This is a genomic window from Bordetella genomosp. 13 (assembly GCF_007679965.1).
GTDB lineage: Bacteria > Pseudomonadota > Gammaproteobacteria > Burkholderiales > Burkholderiaceae_B > Bordetella.
On record NZ_VEHL01000005.1, the window covers coordinates 271,645 to 287,445 of the forward strand.

The window sequence follows — 15,801 nt, forward strand, 5'->3', positions numbered from 1 at the left end:
CAGGTTTGGGCTGGGTTTGCGCCGGGTTTGCGTTGCCCCGGTCCGCTGGCGTCGTAAAATCGGAAAGATTCCACCTAAATCCCGCAATTTTTACATAGCCCACGGTTTTTCTCATGACGAATCCTTCCTCCGCTCCCCTTACCTACCGCGATGCCGGGGTCGACATCGATGCGGGCGACGCGTTGGTCGATCGCATCAAGCCCCTGGCGGCGCGCACCATGCGCCCCGGCGTGCTGGCCGGCATCGGCGGTTTCGGCGCCCTGTTCGAGGTGCCCAAGAAGTACCGCGAGCCCGTGCTGGTGTCGGGCACCGACGGCGTGGGCACCAAGCTGCGCCTGGCGTTCGAATGGAACCGCCACGACACCGTGGGCGTCGACCTGGTCGCCATGAGCGTCAACGACATCCTGGTGCAGGGCGCCGAGCCGCTGTTCTTCCTGGACTACTTCGCCTGCGGCAAGCTGGCGGTGGACACGGCGGCCGCTGTGGTCGGCGGCGTGGCCCACGGCTGCGAGCTGGCCGGCTGCGCGCTGATCGGCGGCGAGACCGCCGAGATGCCCGGCATGTATCCCGACGGCGAATACGACCTGGCCGGCTTCGCCGTCGGCGCGGTCGAGAAGTCGGCCATCATCGACGGCAAGTCGATCCAGCCGGGCGACGTGGTGCTGGGCCTGGCGTCCAGCGGCGCGCACTCCAACGGCTATTCTCTGGTGCGCAAGATCATCGACCGCGCCGGCGCCAAGCCCGACCAGGACTTCCACGGCAAGCCGCTGGTCGACGCCGTCATGGCCCCGACCCGCATCTACGTCAAGCAGATGCTGGCCGCCATCGCCAAGCATGGCGCCGCCATCAAGGGCATGGCCCACATCACCGGCGGCGGCCTGCTGGACAACGTGCCGCGCATCCTGCAAAAGGGCCTGACGGCGCAGCTGCACCGCGACGCCTGGCAGATGCCGCAGCTGTTCCAGTGGCTGCAGCAGCAGGGCGGCGTGGCCGACACCGAGATGCACCGCGTCTTCAACTGCGGCATCGGCATGGTGGTGGTGGTGCCGGCCGACCAGGCCGACGCCGTGGCCGCCACGCTGCGCGAGCAGGGCGAGACCGTCAGCGTGCTGGGCGAGATCGTCGAGCAGCGGGACGGCATGGCGCAGACGGTGGTGGTGTAGGACAGTCGCGTTGGCCGAGTCGTTGCCGGGGGCGGCGACGCGGGTGCCAGCGCGGCCATTTCCCGGGGGCTTGAAGCCATGCTCCCGGATTCGATGGCGCAGGCGCCGGGCATTGATCGCTGCGGCCATTCCCCGATACCCGCGGCGCGATTCCGGCGCCTGCCGCGCGCGGAACGCCGTTTCCCGCGGCTACGGCGCGGCGCGGTTCACGCGGCCGGTGGCAGCAGTTTCGCTACCGCGTCCACTACCTGTATCGCGGCGTCCGCCGCCATGCAGTCGACCATGATGCGGTCCGGCTGCGCGCGCAGCCAGGTGATCTGCCGCTTGGCCAGCTGGCGCGTCGCCGCGATGCCCTGCTCGCGCGCGGTGGGCAGGTCCACGTCGCCATCCAGGTGGCCCCACAGCTGGCGATACCCCACGCAGCGCATGGACGGCAGCTCGGGATGCAGATCCGGCCGCGCGTGCAGGCCGCGCACCTCGTCCAGAAAGCCGTTTTCCAGCATCGCGTCGAAACGCATGGCGATGCGCGCGTGCAGGCCGGCGCGGTCCGCGGGTTCCAGGCTGATGGTGCGATAGCGCGAGGCATCCGCGCCAGGCGTCTTGTCCAAGCCGCTCAGCAGTTCGGACATGGGCCGGCCGCTGAGCCTGCAGATTTCGAGCGCCCGCTGGATGCGCTGGCTGTCGTTGGGCGACAGCCGCGCGGCGGTGCATGGGTCCAGTCGCGCCAGGTCGGCGTGCAGCGCGGGCCAGCCGCGCGCGGCGGCCTGCGCTTCCAGTTCGGCCCGCAGGGCGGGATCGGCCTGCGGCAGGTCGTCCAGCCCGTCGCGCAGCGCCTTGTAGTACAGCATGGTGCCGCCCGCCAGCAGCGGCACGCGGCCGCGCGCGCGGATCTCGTCGATCAGCCGCAGCGCGTCCGTGCGGAACTCGGCCGCCGAATACGACTGCGTGGGGTCGCGGATGTCCAGCAGGTGCTGCGGCACCTGGGCCTGCTCCTGCAGGGAAGGCTTGGCGGTGCCCACGTCCATGCCGCGATAGAGGGTGGCCGAATCGACGTTGACGATCTCAAGCGGCCAGCGCCGCGCCAGCGCCAGGCAGGCGGCGCTCTTGCCGGCGGCGGTGGGGCCGGCCAGGCAGATGACGAGGTCGCCGGACGCGGTCATGGCGTGCCGCCGGCCTTGCGAGGCGCGCGCGCGCGATGGCGGCGCGACGGGCGGCACGGCGCGCGGCCGGCGCGGCATGAAGGCAGGGACGTCATTCCTATTGCCCGCGCAGGAACAGCTTGTCCAGATCGGACACGGACCACTGCACCCAGGTGGGACGGCCGTGGTTGCACTGGTCGGCGCGCTCGGTGGCCTCCATCTGGCGCAGCAGCGCGTTCATCTCTTCGATCGTCAGCTTGCGGTTGGCGCGCACCGAGCCATGGCAGGCCATGGTGGACAGCAGTTCGTTGCGTTGTTCGGTCAGCAGCTGCGACACGCCCACGTTGTCCAGGTCGCGCAGCACCGAGCGCGCCAGCGTCTCGATGTCGCCGCGCGCCAGGATGGCGGGGACGCAGCGCACCGCGATCGACGTGGGTCCGGCGGGCCGCATCTCGAAGCCCAGGTCGGACAGCTGTTCCCCGTATTCCTCGATCAGCGCCACGTCCTTTTCGGCGGCATGGAACACGACCGGCACCAGCAGGTCCTGGCGCGGCAGGCTGCGCGAATCCAGCGCCTGCTTGAGCTGTTCGTACACCACGCGCTCGTGCGCGGCGTGCATGTCCACCAGCACCATGCCGCGCGCGTTCTGCGCCAGGATGTAGATGCCGTGCACCTGGGCCAGCGCCATCCCCAGCGGGTGCTCGCCGTCGGGCAGCGGGCGCGGGGCGGGTTCGCGCAGCGCAGGCGCGGACGCGCGGGAGGGCAGGGCGTAAGCTCCGGCGCCATCGAGGGCGTCGGGCCAGGAGGGCTGCACGGTGGAGGCGCCGTCGGAGACCGGTGAGGAATACGGATCGGCGGCGTGCGCAGCGGCGGATGCGTTGGCGCTGGAATCTCCGGTGACTCCGTCCGCATCGCGCGCGCCTGCGGAGCCGGGCTGGGCCGATTCGCCTAAGGGGCGGTACAGCGACTGCCAGTCCGCCACCGGCACCGCGTTGGCCTCGTTGTGCAGGCGAAACGGCACCTGCGTATGGGCGCGCGGGGCGGACGGGAGCGTCGTGGGGCGGCCGGAATAGGATGTTGCCGCGGCCTGTCGGGAGGCCGAATCGGTATCCCGGCCGATGGCCGGGGAGGCGTTGCCGTCGGGGGCCTGGCCGTTGCCCCAGGACGAGCCGCCATGACGGCCGCTGGAATCCTGCGAGCGGATGACGCCAAAGCCGTTGCCGCCTGCGGCGCTCGCAGGCATGCCCGAACCCGAACCCGAACCCGAACCCGAACCCGAACCCGAATCCAGGCCTTGGCCCGAACCCGCTCCCGACCCTGCATCGCCGGCCGAGCCGGCAGCCTGTCCCGGCTGCCCCATCGCGCCCGGCTGTCCCGATTGCGCGGCTCCCGCGGCCTGTGCGCCGCCCGTCTGCGCCAGCGCCTGTCCCACCACCTGGCTGACGTAGCGGTGCACCGCGCCGCTGTCGCGGAAGCGCACCTCGGACTTGGCCGGATGCACGTTGACGTCCACCGCGGCGGGATCGACGTCCAGGTACAGCACGTAGGCCGGCTGGCGGTCGCCGTGCAGCACGTCGGCGTAGGCGGAACGCAGGGCGTGGCTGACGGTGCGGTCGCGTACGAAGCGCCCGTTGACGTATAGGTACTGACGGTCCGCGCGGGCGCGCGCGGCGGTGGGCCGCGTGACCATGCCGGCCAGCGCGATGGCGCCGATAGCGTTCTGCAGCGGGATCGCCTGCGCGGCGAATTCGCCGCCCAGCACGTCGCGGATGCGCTGCGGCGGGTCGGCCGGCAGCCATTGGCGCTGTGCGCGGTCCTGGTGGAACAGCCGGAAGGCGATGCGCGGGTTGGCCAGCGCGATGCGCTCGAGCACGTCCAGGCAGTGTCCGAACTCGGTGGCCTCGGCGCGCAGGAACTTGCGGCGCGCCGGCACCGCGTCGAACAGCTGGCGCACGTCCACGGTGGTGCCGATGGGTCCCGAGGCGGGCGAAACCTCGCCGCTGCTGCCGTCCACCTGCCAGGCGTGCTCGCCATCGCGCGTGCGGGAAATGATGGTCAGCCGCGCCACCGAGGCGATGGAGGCCAGCGCCTCGCCGCGAAAGCCCATCGAGGCCACGGATTCCAGTTCGCGCAGGTCGCGGATCTTGCTGGTGGCGTGGCGCATCAGCGCCAGCGGCAGTTCGTCGGGCGGGATCCCGCTGCCGTCGTCGGTGACCGCGATGCGGCGGATGCCGCCGCCTTCCAGCCGCACCTCGATGGCGCGGCCGCCCGCGTCGATGGCGTTCTCCAGCAGCTCCTTCAGCACCGAGGCCGGCCGTTCGATGACCTCGCCAGCGGCAATCTGGCTGATCAGCAGGTCGGGAAGCGGGGCGATGGAACGGCGTTCGGACATGGGCGGGACCAGGCGCGGCGCGTGCGACGCGCCGACGAAGACGGAAGATATGCGGATTTTACCGCCGCCGCGACGGGCCGATTGCGTCGGCTATAGTGGGGCCCGAACCGCGGTGCGTGAGGGCTTGGCCACGCAAGCCGGCGTGGAGACCGCGGGCATCGCATGGCGCGCGGGCGGCGGCCGAATGCCGTCCCGCGGGCCAGCAGGACGGCGGTCCGCATGGCTTGCGGACCACCGCCCGGTGCCGCTGGCCGCATGCGTCGGCCCTGCCGCGACATGCCTAGACGAGAGGAAAAATGGATTTTCTGAACATGGTGCTCCACATCGACCAGACCTTCGGCGTCTGGATCGAGCATTACGGCTCGTGGGTGTACCTGGCGCTGTTCCTGATCGTGTTCGCGGAAACCGGGCTGGTGGTGCTGCCCTTCCTGCCGGGCGATTCGCTGCTGTTCATCGCCGGCGCGTTCGGCGCCACGGGCGCCATCGATCCGGTCTGGATGGCGGTTGCGCTGGTGGTGGCCGCCGTGACCGGCAACAGCCTGAACTACGCCATCGGGCGCGCGCTGGGGCCCAGGGTGTTCACCATGAACGTGCGGTTCCTGGATCGCGCCGCGCTGATGCGCACGCACATGTTCTATGAAAAGCACGGCGGCAAGACCATCGTCATGTCGCGCTTCATCCCGGTGGTGCGCACCTTCGCGCCCTTCGTGGCGGGTGTGGCGCAGATGCCGATGGGCCGTTTCCAGTTCTTCAACATCGCCGGCGCGCTGCTGTGGGTGGTGGGGCTGATCACGCTGGGCTATTTCTTCGGCAACATCCCCATCGTGAAGGACCACCTGAACACCATCGTGCTGGTCGGCCTGGCCGCGGCCGTGGTGCCGGTGGTGCTGGCCGCCGCCGTGCGGCTGTGGCGCAGCCGGGGCGGACAGCGCAACCGCTGACCGCGCGAGCATGTGCTGGCGGCGGACGGCGCAGGCCGCCGTCGCCGTGTTCCGCAGGCCCGCGGCCGTGCCGGCATGTCGCCGTCGCTGACGCGCAGCGCCTTACGATTCGTCGGCGCGGTACAGCCGCAGCCGCTGGGCCGCGTTGCGCAGGTGGCGTTCGGCGGCATCGCCGGCGGCCTGCGCGTCTCCTTCCGAAATCGCCTGGAAAATGGCCTGGTGCTCGGTCTGCACCTCGGCCATGCGCTGCGCGTACAGGCGCGCGGTATTGCGGCGCGCGCTGCGGATGACGTGGCGCACGCTCGATTCCAGGTAGTCGTTCAGCGCGATCAGGTGCGGGTTGTGCGTGGCCTGCACGATGGCCTGGTGGAAGGCATAGTCTTCGTCGTCGCCCAGCCTGTCGTTCAGCACCGCATATTCCATGCCGACCAGGCCCTGGCGGATGCGCTTGAGGTCATCGGCGGTGCGGCGCTGCGCCGCATAGCGCGCGGCCGTGCTTTCGATGGCCAGCATCAGTTCCAGGATGTGTTCCAGCTCCTGGTTGTCCGTGGGCGAAATGGCGGCGATGCGGAACGCGTTCTTGCGCGCGCCCGGATCGACGAACACGCCGCGGCCCTGTTGCGAGGTCACCAGGCCTTCGGACTTCAGGCGCGCGATGGCCTCGCGCACCACGGCGCGGCTGACGCCGTGGGCCTCGACCAGCTCGCGTTCGGTGGGCAGGCGGTCGCCGGGCGCCAGCAGGCCCTGGTGGATCTGGCCGGCCAGCAGCGCGGCCAGGTCGGCGGGCAGGGAAGGACGCGCGGATTCCGGCGCCGTATCGGGCGATTGCGGGGCTGCGGTCATGAAGCAGGGCGGCCTGTTCAGGAAAGGTAGATGCCGCCGTTGACCTGCAGCGTTTCGCCGGTGACGAAGGCGGCCAGGGGCGAGCACAGGAAGGCGATGGCGCCGGCGATGTCCTCGGCGCTGCCATGCCGGCCCAGCGGGGTGCTGGCCAGCAATTGCGCGCCTTTCTGGCCCAGCAGATCGCGCGTCATGGCCGTGGCGATTATACCGGGCGACACCGCGTTGACCCGCACGCGCGGCGCCAGTTCCAGCGCCAGGCTGCGCGAGAACGACAGGATGGCGCCCTTGGTGGCGGCATAGGCGGCGTGCGCGTGGCTGCCGCGATGCGCGGCCAGCGAGGCCAGCAGCACCACCGACCCGCCGTCGCGCAGCGCGGCCTGCGCGGCCCGGCACAGGTAGAACGTGCCATCGAGGTTGATGGCCATCAGGCGGCGCCACTGGGCGTCGCCAGTGTCCTTCACCAGCGCCTCGGGATAGATGCCGGCGCAATGCACCAGGTGGTCGAGGCCGCCGAAGCGCGCCTGGCATTCCCGCACCGCGCGGTCGCAGTCGGCCGGCGAGGACACGTCGGCGACCACCGCCAGCACGTCGTGGCCATGCGCGCCCACGGCATCGGCGGCGGCCCGCAGGCCCGTGGCGTCCACATCCATCAACGCCACGCGCGCGCCGTGGCGCGCCATCAGGTGCGCGGTGGCCAGGCCGATGCCCATGGCGCCGCCGGTGACCAGCACGGTCTGGTTCTGGAACGAAATCACGTCGTGTCTCCTGCTTTCCTGGCCATGCGGATTGGCCATTGACAACCGCCAGCGTACGCTTCCATAATTTGTCTGACAACCTAAATAATTGGTCCGACAAGCTGGAAAAGCTTGCCGCAGACAGACCAGCGCGCCTTCGGGCAGCGTCGGCACGGACGAGACGGAGACACCATGCGGACACCCCGGGCGGTCGACACGGGCTTGCAGGACCAGGTCGTGGTCATCACCGGCGCGGCGCGCGGCATCGGCCTGGCGTGCGCGCAGGCGTTCGCGGCCGAGGGGGCGCGGCTGGCCTTGCTGGACCAGGATGCCGATGCACTGGAGACGGCCTGCGAAGGCTTGCGGGTCCAGGGCGCGCGGGCGTTGCCGCTGGCGGCGTCCGTCACCGATCCGGCCGCCGTGGCCGCCGCCTTCGACCAGGTCGATGCCGCCTACGGCGCCGTCCACGTGCTGCTGAACAATGCCGGCGTATCGGCCAACAAGCCCACGCTGGACGTGACCGCGGACGAGTGGCGCCACGCGGTCGACATCAATCTCAACGGCGTCTTCTATTGCGCGCAGGCCGCGGGCCGGCGCATGTGCGACCAGGGAGGCGGCACGGTCATCAACATGGCGTCGATGTACGGCGTGGTGGCCGCGCCCGACCGCGCCGCTTACTGCGCCACCAAGGGCGGCGTGGTGCTGCTGACCGAGTCGCTGGCCCTGGAATGGGGCCCGCTGGGCATCCGCGTCAACGCGCTGGCGCCGGGCTACGTGGACACCGACCTGCTGCGCGACCTGCACGCGCGCGGCCGCGTGGACATCGAGCGGCTAAAGGCGCGCACGCCGCTGCGGCGGCTGGGCAGCGCGCCCGAGATGGCGGACCTGGCCGTCTTCCTGGCCTCGCGTCAGGCCGCGTATCTCACGGGCCACACGCTGGTGGCCGACGGCGGCTGGAGTCGCAATGCCTACCTGTAGGGCCGTGGGGCCCTTCGTCCTGAACCCCTCGTCCTGAATCTTTCGGAGTCCGACACGTATGCCCCGATATGAAGCCCTGGCGCCCGCGGCGCCCTGGCGTACCCTGATCGCGGAGCCGCGCGATTGGCAGGCGGCCGATCCCGCCCTGCTGGGCGCGATGCTCACGCAATTGCACTGGATCCGCGCCTTCGAGGAAACCGTGCTGGACCTGGCCGCGGCCGGGCTGGTGCACGGGCCCGCCCACTCGTCCATCGGCCAGGAGGGCGGCGCGGTGGCCTCGGTGCTGGCGCTGGGCGCGGGCGACCAGGTGAACGGCTCGCACCGCGGCCATCACCAGTTCCTGGCCAAGGCCCTGCAGCACGTGGCGCCGGCGGGCCTGGACCCGGCCGCGCCGCTGACACCCGAGGTGGACACCGTGCTGCAGCGCACGCTGGCCGAGATCATGGGACTGTCGCAGGGCTATTGCAGGGGTCGGGGCGGCTCGATGCACCTGCGCTGGCTTGAGGCCGGCGCGCTGGGCACCAACGCCATCGTGGGCGGCGGCGTGCCGCTGGCCGCGGGCGCGGCGTGGGCGCATCGCCATGCGGGCACGGATCGCGTGGCGGTCACGTACTTCGGCGACGGCGCCATCAACATCGGCTCCGTGCTCGAGTCGATGAACCTGGCCGCCGCGTGGAAGCTGCCGCTGTGCTTCTTCGTCGAGAACAACCGCTACGCCGTGTCCACCACGGTGGACGAAGCCACCGCCGAGCCGCGGCTGTCCGCGCGCGGGCTGGCCTTCAACATCCCGTCCTGGCACGTCGACGGCATGGACCCGCTGGCCGTGCACCTGGCCATGGCCGAGGCCGTGGCGCACATGCGCGCCGGGCGCGGGCCCACGCTGGTCGAGGCCGACGTCTACCGCTACTTCCACCAGAACGGCCCGTTCCCGGGCAGCGCGTTCGGCTATCGCGCCAAGGACGAGGAGACGGCGTGGCGCGCGCGCGATCCGCTGGACATGCTGGCCGCGCGCATGATCGAGCGCGGACTGGTCGACGCGCCGCGCATCGAGGCGCTGCGCTCGCAATGCAAGGCGGTGATGGAAGACATCGCGCGGCGGCTGACCGAGCCCGTGGCCGACGGCAAGCGCCGCATCCGGCCCGAGCTGTGGCCCAGCCCCGACTTCCGCGACGTGGGCCTGCGCAGCGACATGTCCGAATTCGATGGCATGCGCGTGCTGGAAGCCGCCGACCACGCCGGGCCAACCGTGCCGCGCAAGCTGGTCGACGCCGTGGCCGACGTGCTGGGCCGCCGCATGGAGACCGATCCCGGCGTGGTGGTGCTGGGCGAGGACGTGCATCGCCTGAAGGGCGGCACCAACGGCGCCACGCGCGGGCTCGCGGACCGCTTTCCCGACCGGGTGCTGGGCACGCCGATTTCCGAGAACGCCTTCGCGGGCCTGGGCGGCGGGCTGGCCATGGACGGGCGCTACAGGCCCGTGGTCGAGTTCATGTATCCCGACTTCATGTGGGTGGCGGCGGACCAGATATTCAACCAGATCGGCAAGGCGCGCCACATGTTCGGCGGCGACATCGACGTGCCCCTGGTGCTGCGCACCAAGGTGGCCATGGGCACGGGCTACGGCTCGCAGCATTCGATGGATCCTGCCGGCATCGTGGCCACGTCGCCGGGCTGGCGCATCGTGGCGCCGTCCACCGCGCACGACTACATCGGCCTGATGAACACGGCGCTGCGATCGCGCGATCCCGTCCTGGTGATCGAGCACGTGGACCTGTACGGTACGGTCGGCGACATCCCCGCCGACGACCTGGATTTCCACATCCCGTTCGGCCGCGCCGCGGTGCGCCGCGCGGGCGGCAAGGTCACCATCCTGACCTATCTCTCGATGGTGGCCAGGACACTGGCGGCCGTCGAGGCCAGCGGCGTCGATGCGGAGGTGATAGACCTGCGCACGCTGGACCGCGCCAGCCTGGATTGGGACACCATCGGCGCCAGCGTGCGCAAGACCAACAACGTGTTGATCGTGGAACAGGGCGCGCGCGGCACGTCATACGGCGCCATGCTGGCCGACGAGATCCAGCGTCGTTTGTTCGATTGGCTGGACCAGCCGGTCAAGCGGGTGACGGGGGGCGAGGCCTCGCCCAGCATCTCGAAGGTGCTGGAGCGTGCGGCCTACGCCGGCGAGGAAGAGGTGATCGCCGGTCTGCGTGACGTGCTGGCGGACCTGGGCGAGGCCGAGGCGGGCCGCAACGAAGGAGCCGACTGTGGCTGAACTCATCAAGCTGCCCGCGGTGGCGGCCGACAGCGCGGGCGGATCGCTGTCGCGCTGGCTGAAGCAGGAAGGCGACGCGGTGCGCGCGGGCGACGTGCTGGCCGAGATCGAGACCGACAAGGCCGTCGTGGAGATCGCGGCGGAAGGCGGCGGCGTGCTGGCACGCGTCATCGTGGATGCGGGCCCCGCGCAGTTAAGCGTGAACACGGTGCTGGGCGTGATCCGCGAGGATGGCGAACAGGACGCGGAGGTCGCGCGGGCGCTTGCGCAGGCGGGTGTGGGAGAGGCGGGGCCGGGCGATGCCGGGGGGCGCGCGGCTGCGTCCGACTCGGCGTCGGAGTCGCCCGCCTTGGAAAGTCCCGCCGCATTCGCGGCGGCATCGTCCGGGCGTGGCCGCGCCACGGAGGCAGCCGCCATCGAGTCGGGTGCCGGGGCAATGGCGTGCGCCCCGGCGCCGGAATCCGATCGTGGCAACGCCGCGAAGGATGGCGCCATCGCGCCCGGTGGCGAATGCGCAGGCCAGCGCGTCCCTGCCAGCCCGCTGGCGCGCCGCGTGGCGCTGGAGCGCGGCATCGCGCTCGAGGGGCTGGCCGGCAGCGGGCCGCGGGGCCGCATTGTGAAGCGGGACGTGGAGCGGGCGGCGCAGGCCGGCACCGCGTCCACGTCCATGCGGGGCGTCGCCGCATCGGACGCCGTCGGATCGGACGCCCTCGGATCGGGCGTCGCCGCATCGGATGCCGTCGCATCGGGCGCTGCGGCATCGAGTGGAAATGCAGCGGGCGAAACCGCATCGCGGGGTTCCGCGTCCTCCGCCGCCGCGCCGGACGCTTCCGCGTCCCCCGCGCCATCCGTCCGCACTCCTCACAGCAACATGCGCCGCACCATCGCGCGCAGGCTCGGCGACAGCAAGCGATCCGTGCCGCACTTCTACCTGACGGTGGACTGCCGCATGGACGCGTTGCTGGACCTGCGCGAGCAGGCCAATGCGCAGGGCGCCCGCAGGCTCTCGGTCAACGACTTCATCGTCAAGGCCGCCGCGCTGGCCCTGGTGGAAGTGCCCGAGGTGAACGTGTCCTGGGAGCCGGACGTGCTGGTGCGCCACGCATCGGCAGACATCAGCGTGGCGGTCGCCACCGACGGCGGACTGACCACGCCCATCGTGCGCGGCGCCGGGCACAAGCCGCTGGGCCAGATCGCGGACGAGATCGCCATGCTGGCCGCGCGCGCGCGTGAACACCGGCTGCGCCCCGAGGACTACACGGGCGGGTCGATGACGATCAGCAACCTGGGCATGTACGGCGTGCGCGAGTTCGCGGCCATCATCAATCCGCCGCAGGCCGCCATCCTGGCCGTGGGCGCGGCCGAGCGCCGCGCCATCGTCGACGCCCAGGGCGCGCTGGTCGCCGCGCGCGTGATGACGGTGACGCTGTCCGCCGACCACCGCGCCGTGGACGGCGCGGTCGGCGCCCGCTGGCTGGCGGCGTTCCGCGGCCTGGTCGAGAATCCCTTGCGCATCCTGCTATGAGCCACGACCCCTACGACGTATTGGTGATCGGCGGGGGGCCAGGCGGCTACGTGGGCGCGATCCGCGCGGCGCAGCTGGGCCTGCGCACCGCGCTGGTCGAGCGCGCGGACCTGGGCGGCGTCTGCCTGAACTGGGGCTGCATTCCGACCAAGGCCCTGCTGCACAGCGCCGCCGTGCTGCGCACCTGCCGCGCCGCGCACGAGGCGGGGGTGTCCATCCAGGGCGCCATCGAACCGCGGATCGACGCCATGGTGGCGCGTTCACGCGCCATCTCGGGGCAGTTGGGCCGAGGCGTGGCGCATCTGCTGAAGAAGCATGGCGTCACGGTCATCCCTGGCCATGCCCGGCTGCTGGGCGAAGGCCGGGTGCGCATCCAGGGCGGTCCCACCGTGCGCGCCGCGCACATCGTGCTGGCCACCGGCGCGCGCGCCCGCGTGCTGCCCGAGCTGCCGCCCGGCGAGCGCGTCTGGACCTACCGCGAGGCCCTGGCGCCCACATCGGTGCCCGCCAGCCTGCTGGTGGTGGGCGCGGGCGCGATCGGCATGGAGTTCGCCTGCTTCTACCGTGCGCTGGGCAGCGAGGTGACCGTGGTCGAGGCCGCGCCGCGGATCCTGCCCCAGGAAGACGCCGAGATCGCGGCGCTGGCGCGCAAGGCCTTCGAGGCGCAGGGCATCCGCATCCGCACGGGCTGCAAGGTCGTGTCCGCGAGCGCCGACGAACGCGGTCTGCGCGTGCGCTTGGGCAAGCGGGACGAGCCGGTCGCGGCGTCGGCCAGGCATTCCGCGCAACGATCCGCCGAACCCGCCGTCGCGCCGCGTGTCGCGGATCCATCCGCCGCGCTATCGGCCGAACCGTTATCCGAGCTCTTCGTCGAACGCGCCATCAGCGCGGCCGGCATCGTCGGCAACGTCGAAGACCTGGGCCTGGAGCACACGTGCGTCGAAGTGCGCGGCACGCACATCGTGACGGACGGCCTGGGCCGCACGGCGCAGCCGGGCGTGTATGCCATCGGCGATGTGGCCGGCGCGCCGTGGCTGGCGCACAAGGCCAGCCACGAGGCGGTGCGCTGCATGGAGGCCATCGCGGGCCTGCCCGCGCATCCGCTGGATGCGCGCCGCATACCGGCCTGCACCTACACCTTCCCGCAGGTGGCCAGCCTGGGCCTGACCGAGGCGCGCGCCCGCGATTGGGCGCGCGAGCACGGCCGCGAGCTGCGCATCGGCCGCTTCCCGTTCGCGGCGAACGGCCGCGCGCTGGCCGCGGGCGAGGGCAGCGGCCTGGTGAAGACCATCTTCGACGCGGTGTCCGGCGAACTGCTGGGCAGCCACGTCGTGCATGCGGAGGCGTCCGAGCTGATCGCGCCGCATGCGGTGGCGATGGGGCTGGAAGCCACCGAGGCCGACCTGATGGAAGCCGTCTCGGCCCACCCCACGCTGGGCGAGGCCCTGCACGAAGCGGTGCTGGCGGCGCAGGGAGCGGCGCTGCATGTCTAGCACCCGCACCCGCCATGGAGATCCTCGTCCCTTTAGGGAAATTCCCAATTCGGGATGCGGATACGTAATTTAGACTTGGGCGGCTAGGGTCCGGTTCAATACATCATATATCATATATTCTAAGAAGACCCGCCGCACGAGGGGTGTTGCCGTTTTCCAAACGAGACAGGAGCGAGACATGATCAAACTCAAGAAACTGGCACTGGCGATGGGTGCCTGCAGCATGCTGGCCAGCGGCGTTGCGCTGGCGGACATCAAGATCGGGGCGCTGTTCCCGTTCAGCGGCGGCCTGGCCCTGCTGGGCCAGGAGAGCTATCGCGGCCTGGAACTGGCGGTCAACGAGATCAACGCCGCGGGCGGCGTCAACGGCGAGAAGATCCAGATCCTGAAGGCCGACGCGGTGGACCCCAACCAGGCCGTGTCCGAAACCAAGCGGCTGACGTCCTCGGGCGTGGCGGCCGTGTTCGGCAGCTATGCCTCGGGCGTGTCGTACGCCGCGTCGCCCGTGACCGAGCTGGCCGGCATCCCGTACTTCGAGCTGGGCGCCACGGCCCACAAGATCACCACGCGCGGCTACAAGTATCTGTTCCGCACCAACCCCAACACCGCCCTCTACGGCGTGGCGGTGGTCGACGCGCTGCACGAGATCATCGCGCCCGGCATGGGCATGGACGCCAAGAGCATCAAGATCGGCATCATCCACGAGGACGGCCCGTACGGCACCGACGTGGCCGCCACCGAGAAGAAGCGCGCCGCCGAGCTGGGCTACACCGTGGCCGAGGTGCTGCCGTACTCGGCCAAGACGGTGGACCTGTCTTCGCTCATCCTGCGCCTGAAGGGCGCCGGCGTGAACGTGGTGCTGCAGACGGCCTACCAGAACGACGCCATCCTGTACTTCAACCAGGCCAAGTCCGCGGGCTTCACGCCCAAGGTCGTGATCGGCGCGGGCGGCGGCTATTCGCTGGCCGATACCGCCAAGGCCGTGGGCGAGGGCATGAACGGCGTGTTCGACCTCGACTTCCCGCAGTCCTCGATCAATCCGGCCGGCGCGCCCGGCCTGGACAAGTTCCTCGAGGCCTACAAGGCCACCTACAAGAGCGATCCGCAGTCGGGCCACAGCCTGACCAACTACGTGGGCGCCAAGGCGATCTTCGAGGCCATCGGCAACGCCAAGTCGACCGATCCGGACAAGATCCGCGCGGCCGTGCTGGCCTACAAGAAGCCCGGCGGCCAGACCGCCAACGGCTGGGGCTTCGAGTTCGGCGAAGACGGCCAGAACAAGGCCTCGACCTTCTACGTCATGCAATGGCAGGACGGCAAGCTGGTCACCATTGCGCCGAAGGGGCTTGCCCAGGGCACGCCCGTCTTCAAGAAATAAGAAACGACAGACAGGTGTGCCGGGCGCCGCCGCGGGCGGCGCCCGGCATCCCATGCTTGCGAGGCAGCACAATGGATATATTCGTTCAATTGCTCATCAACGGGCTGTTGCTGGGCGGTGCCTACATCATCATCAGCCTGGGCCTGACGCTGATCTTCGGCGTGGTGCGCGTGGTCAATTTCGCGCACGGCGAGTTCCTGATGGTCGGCATGTATCTCGTCTACCTGATCGCCACGCACATGGGCGTGCACCCCTACCTCGGCCTGGTGCCGGTGGTGATCATCCTGTTCGCGCTGGGCGCGCTGACCCAGCGCGTCATCATCCAGCCCCTGCTCAATTCCGACGAGCACATCCAGATCTTCGCGACGGTCGGCCTGTCGACCATCCTGTTCAACCTGGCGCTGGTGGTGTTCGGCGCCAACGTGGTGCGTGCCCCGGCGCAGCTGGGCACCTCGGTGATCTCGGCCGGCGGCTTCACCCTGGTCAGCGGGCAGGTCATCACGTTCCTCGTGGCCATCGTGCTGACGGTGCTCCTGCACCTGTTCATGCACCACACCTACCTGGGCCGCGCGCTGCGCGCCGTGGCGCAGCACCGCTACGCCGCGCTGTTGATGGGCGTGAACGTGAACGCGGTCTACGTCATCGCGTTCGGCCTGGGCACCGCCTTCGTCGGCGTGGCCGCGGGGCTGCTGGCGCCGCAGTATCCGGTGTTCCCCACCGTGGGCACGTACTTCGTGCTGACCGCCTTCGTGATCGTGGTGCTGGGCGGCCTGGGCAGCCTGTACGGCGCGGTGGCCGGCTCGCTGATCATCGGCGTGGTCGACACGCTGGCCGGCTACTACATCGCGCCCGACCTGAAGGAAGTCGTGTACTTCGGCATCTTCCTGCTGATCCTCACCCTGCGGCCGACCGGGCTGTTCGGCACCGTCACGGAATAAGGAGA

At 70.6% G+C, this 15,801-nt stretch carries 12 protein-coding genes; 8 read left to right on the forward strand and 4 right to left on the reverse strand.

Annotated features, from left to right (window positions below; translation table 11 throughout):
* Window positions 1-113 precede the first annotated feature (113 nt).
* A complete protein-coding gene (purM, locus tag FS845_RS14545) occupies window positions 114-1,163 on the forward strand; it encodes a phosphoribosylformylglycinamidine cyclo-ligase (protein WP_144636507.1) in 1,050 nt (349 codons plus the stop codon).
* Between the two features lie 206 nt (window positions 1,164-1,369).
* Here the strand turns inward: purM and miaA are convergent, their stop codons facing one another.
* The gene (gene miaA / locus FS845_RS14550; RefSeq protein WP_144636509.1) at window positions 1,370-2,323 is read right to left on the reverse strand and encodes a tRNA (adenosine(37)-N6)-dimethylallyltransferase MiaA; all 954 of its coding nucleotides are present in this window, start codon (window positions 2,321-2,323) and stop codon (window positions 1,370-1,372) included.
* A 97-nt stretch (window positions 2,324-2,420) separates the two neighbouring features.
* A complete protein-coding gene (gene mutL / locus FS845_RS14555; RefSeq protein WP_144636511.1) occupies window positions 2,421-4,694 on the reverse strand; it encodes a DNA mismatch repair endonuclease MutL in 2,274 nt (757 codons plus the stop codon).
* 296 nt (window positions 4,695-4,990) lie between these two features.
* On the opposite strand from mutL, the gene FS845_RS14560 reads away from it, so the two are divergent.
* Window positions 4,991-5,635 (forward strand): VTT domain-containing protein, encoded by a 645-nt coding sequence (locus tag FS845_RS14560; RefSeq protein ID WP_260986287.1) that lies wholly within the window; start codon window positions 4,991-4,993, stop codon window positions 5,633-5,635.
* A 102-nt stretch (window positions 5,636-5,737) separates the two neighbouring features.
* Here FS845_RS14560 and FS845_RS14565 read toward each other — a convergent pair whose 3' ends face one another.
* Window positions 5,738-6,478, reverse strand: a complete 741-nt coding sequence (locus FS845_RS14565; RefSeq protein ID WP_144636513.1) for a FadR/GntR family transcriptional regulator — start codon at window positions 6,476-6,478, stop codon at window positions 5,738-5,740.
* A 17-nt stretch (window positions 6,479-6,495) separates the two neighbouring features.
* Window positions 6,496-7,233, reverse strand: a complete 738-nt coding sequence (locus FS845_RS14570) for an SDR family NAD(P)-dependent oxidoreductase (protein ID WP_144636515.1) — start codon at window positions 7,231-7,233, stop codon at window positions 6,496-6,498.
* 171 nt (window positions 7,234-7,404) lie between these two features.
* Here FS845_RS14570 and FS845_RS14575 point away from each other — a divergent pair, with 171 nt between their 5' ends.
* From FS845_RS14575 to FS845_RS14600, 6 genes are all read left to right on the forward strand, one after another.
* Entirely contained in the window at window positions 7,405-8,190 is a 786-nt protein-coding gene (locus tag FS845_RS14575) for an SDR family NAD(P)-dependent oxidoreductase (RefSeq protein WP_144636517.1), read from the forward strand.
* Window positions 8,191-8,248: 58 nt separating this feature from the next.
* Window positions 8,249-10,462 carry a thiamine pyrophosphate-dependent enzyme gene (locus FS845_RS14580; RefSeq protein WP_144636519.1) on the forward strand — a complete coding sequence of 738 codons (2,214 nt, stop codon included), beginning with the start codon at window positions 8,249-8,251 and terminating at the stop codon, window positions 10,460-10,462.
* Complete coding sequence (locus tag FS845_RS14585) at window positions 10,455-11,987, forward strand: 2-oxo acid dehydrogenase subunit E2 (RefSeq protein ID WP_144636521.1); 1,533 nt, start codon at window positions 10,455-10,457, stop codon at window positions 11,985-11,987. The genes FS845_RS14580 and FS845_RS14585 overlap by 8 nt, the downstream gene beginning before the upstream one ends.
* Entirely contained in the window at window positions 11,984-13,480 is a 1,497-nt protein-coding gene (locus FS845_RS14590; RefSeq protein WP_144636523.1) for a dihydrolipoyl dehydrogenase, read from the forward strand. Before FS845_RS14585 ends, FS845_RS14590 begins: the two co-directional genes overlap by 4 nt.
* Window positions 13,481-13,658: 178 nt before the next feature.
* A complete protein-coding gene (locus tag FS845_RS14595; RefSeq protein ID WP_144636525.1) occupies window positions 13,659-14,858 on the forward strand; it encodes an ABC transporter substrate-binding protein in 1,200 nt (399 codons plus the stop codon).
* A 71-nt stretch (window positions 14,859-14,929) separates the two neighbouring features.
* The gene (locus FS845_RS14600) at window positions 14,930-15,796 is read left to right on the forward strand and encodes a branched-chain amino acid ABC transporter permease (RefSeq protein ID WP_144636527.1); all 867 of its coding nucleotides are present in this window, start codon (window positions 14,930-14,932) and stop codon (window positions 15,794-15,796) included.
* Window positions 15,797-15,801 lie beyond the last annotated feature (5 nt).

What these genes read in the sequence shown, in the direction of transcription:
- purM (WP_144636507.1), top strand. Translation starts at nt 114, where the DNA reads ATGACGAATCCTTCCTCCGCTCCCCTTACCTACCGCGATGCCGGGGTC.
- FS845_RS14580 (WP_144636519.1), top strand. Translation starts at nt 8,249, where the DNA reads ATGCCCCGATATGAAGCCCTGGCGCCCGCGGCGCCCTGGCGTACCCTG.
- FS845_RS14575 (WP_144636517.1), top strand. Translation starts at nt 7,405, where the DNA reads ATGCGGACACCCCGGGCGGTCGACACGGGCTTGCAGGACCAGGTCGTG.
- FS845_RS14600 (WP_144636527.1), top strand. Translation starts at nt 14,930, where the DNA reads ATGGATATATTCGTTCAATTGCTCATCAACGGGCTGTTGCTGGGCGGT.
- mutL (WP_144636511.1), bottom strand. Translation starts at nt 4,694, where the DNA reads ATGTCCGAACGCCGTTCCATCGCCCCGCTTCCCGACCTGCTGATCAGC.
- FS845_RS14595 (WP_144636525.1), top strand. Translation starts at nt 13,659, where the DNA reads ATGATCAAACTCAAGAAACTGGCACTGGCGATGGGTGCCTGCAGCATG.
- FS845_RS14590 (WP_144636523.1), top strand. Translation starts at nt 11,984, where the DNA reads ATGAGCCACGACCCCTACGACGTATTGGTGATCGGCGGGGGGCCAGGC.
- FS845_RS14565 (WP_144636513.1), bottom strand. Translation starts at nt 6,478, where the DNA reads ATGACCGCAGCCCCGCAATCGCCCGATACGGCGCCGGAATCCGCGCGT.
- miaA (WP_144636509.1), bottom strand. Translation starts at nt 2,323, where the DNA reads ATGACCGCGTCCGGCGACCTCGTCATCTGCCTGGCCGGCCCCACCGCC.
- FS845_RS14560 (WP_260986287.1), top strand. Translation starts at nt 4,991, where the DNA reads ATGGATTTTCTGAACATGGTGCTCCACATCGACCAGACCTTCGGCGTC.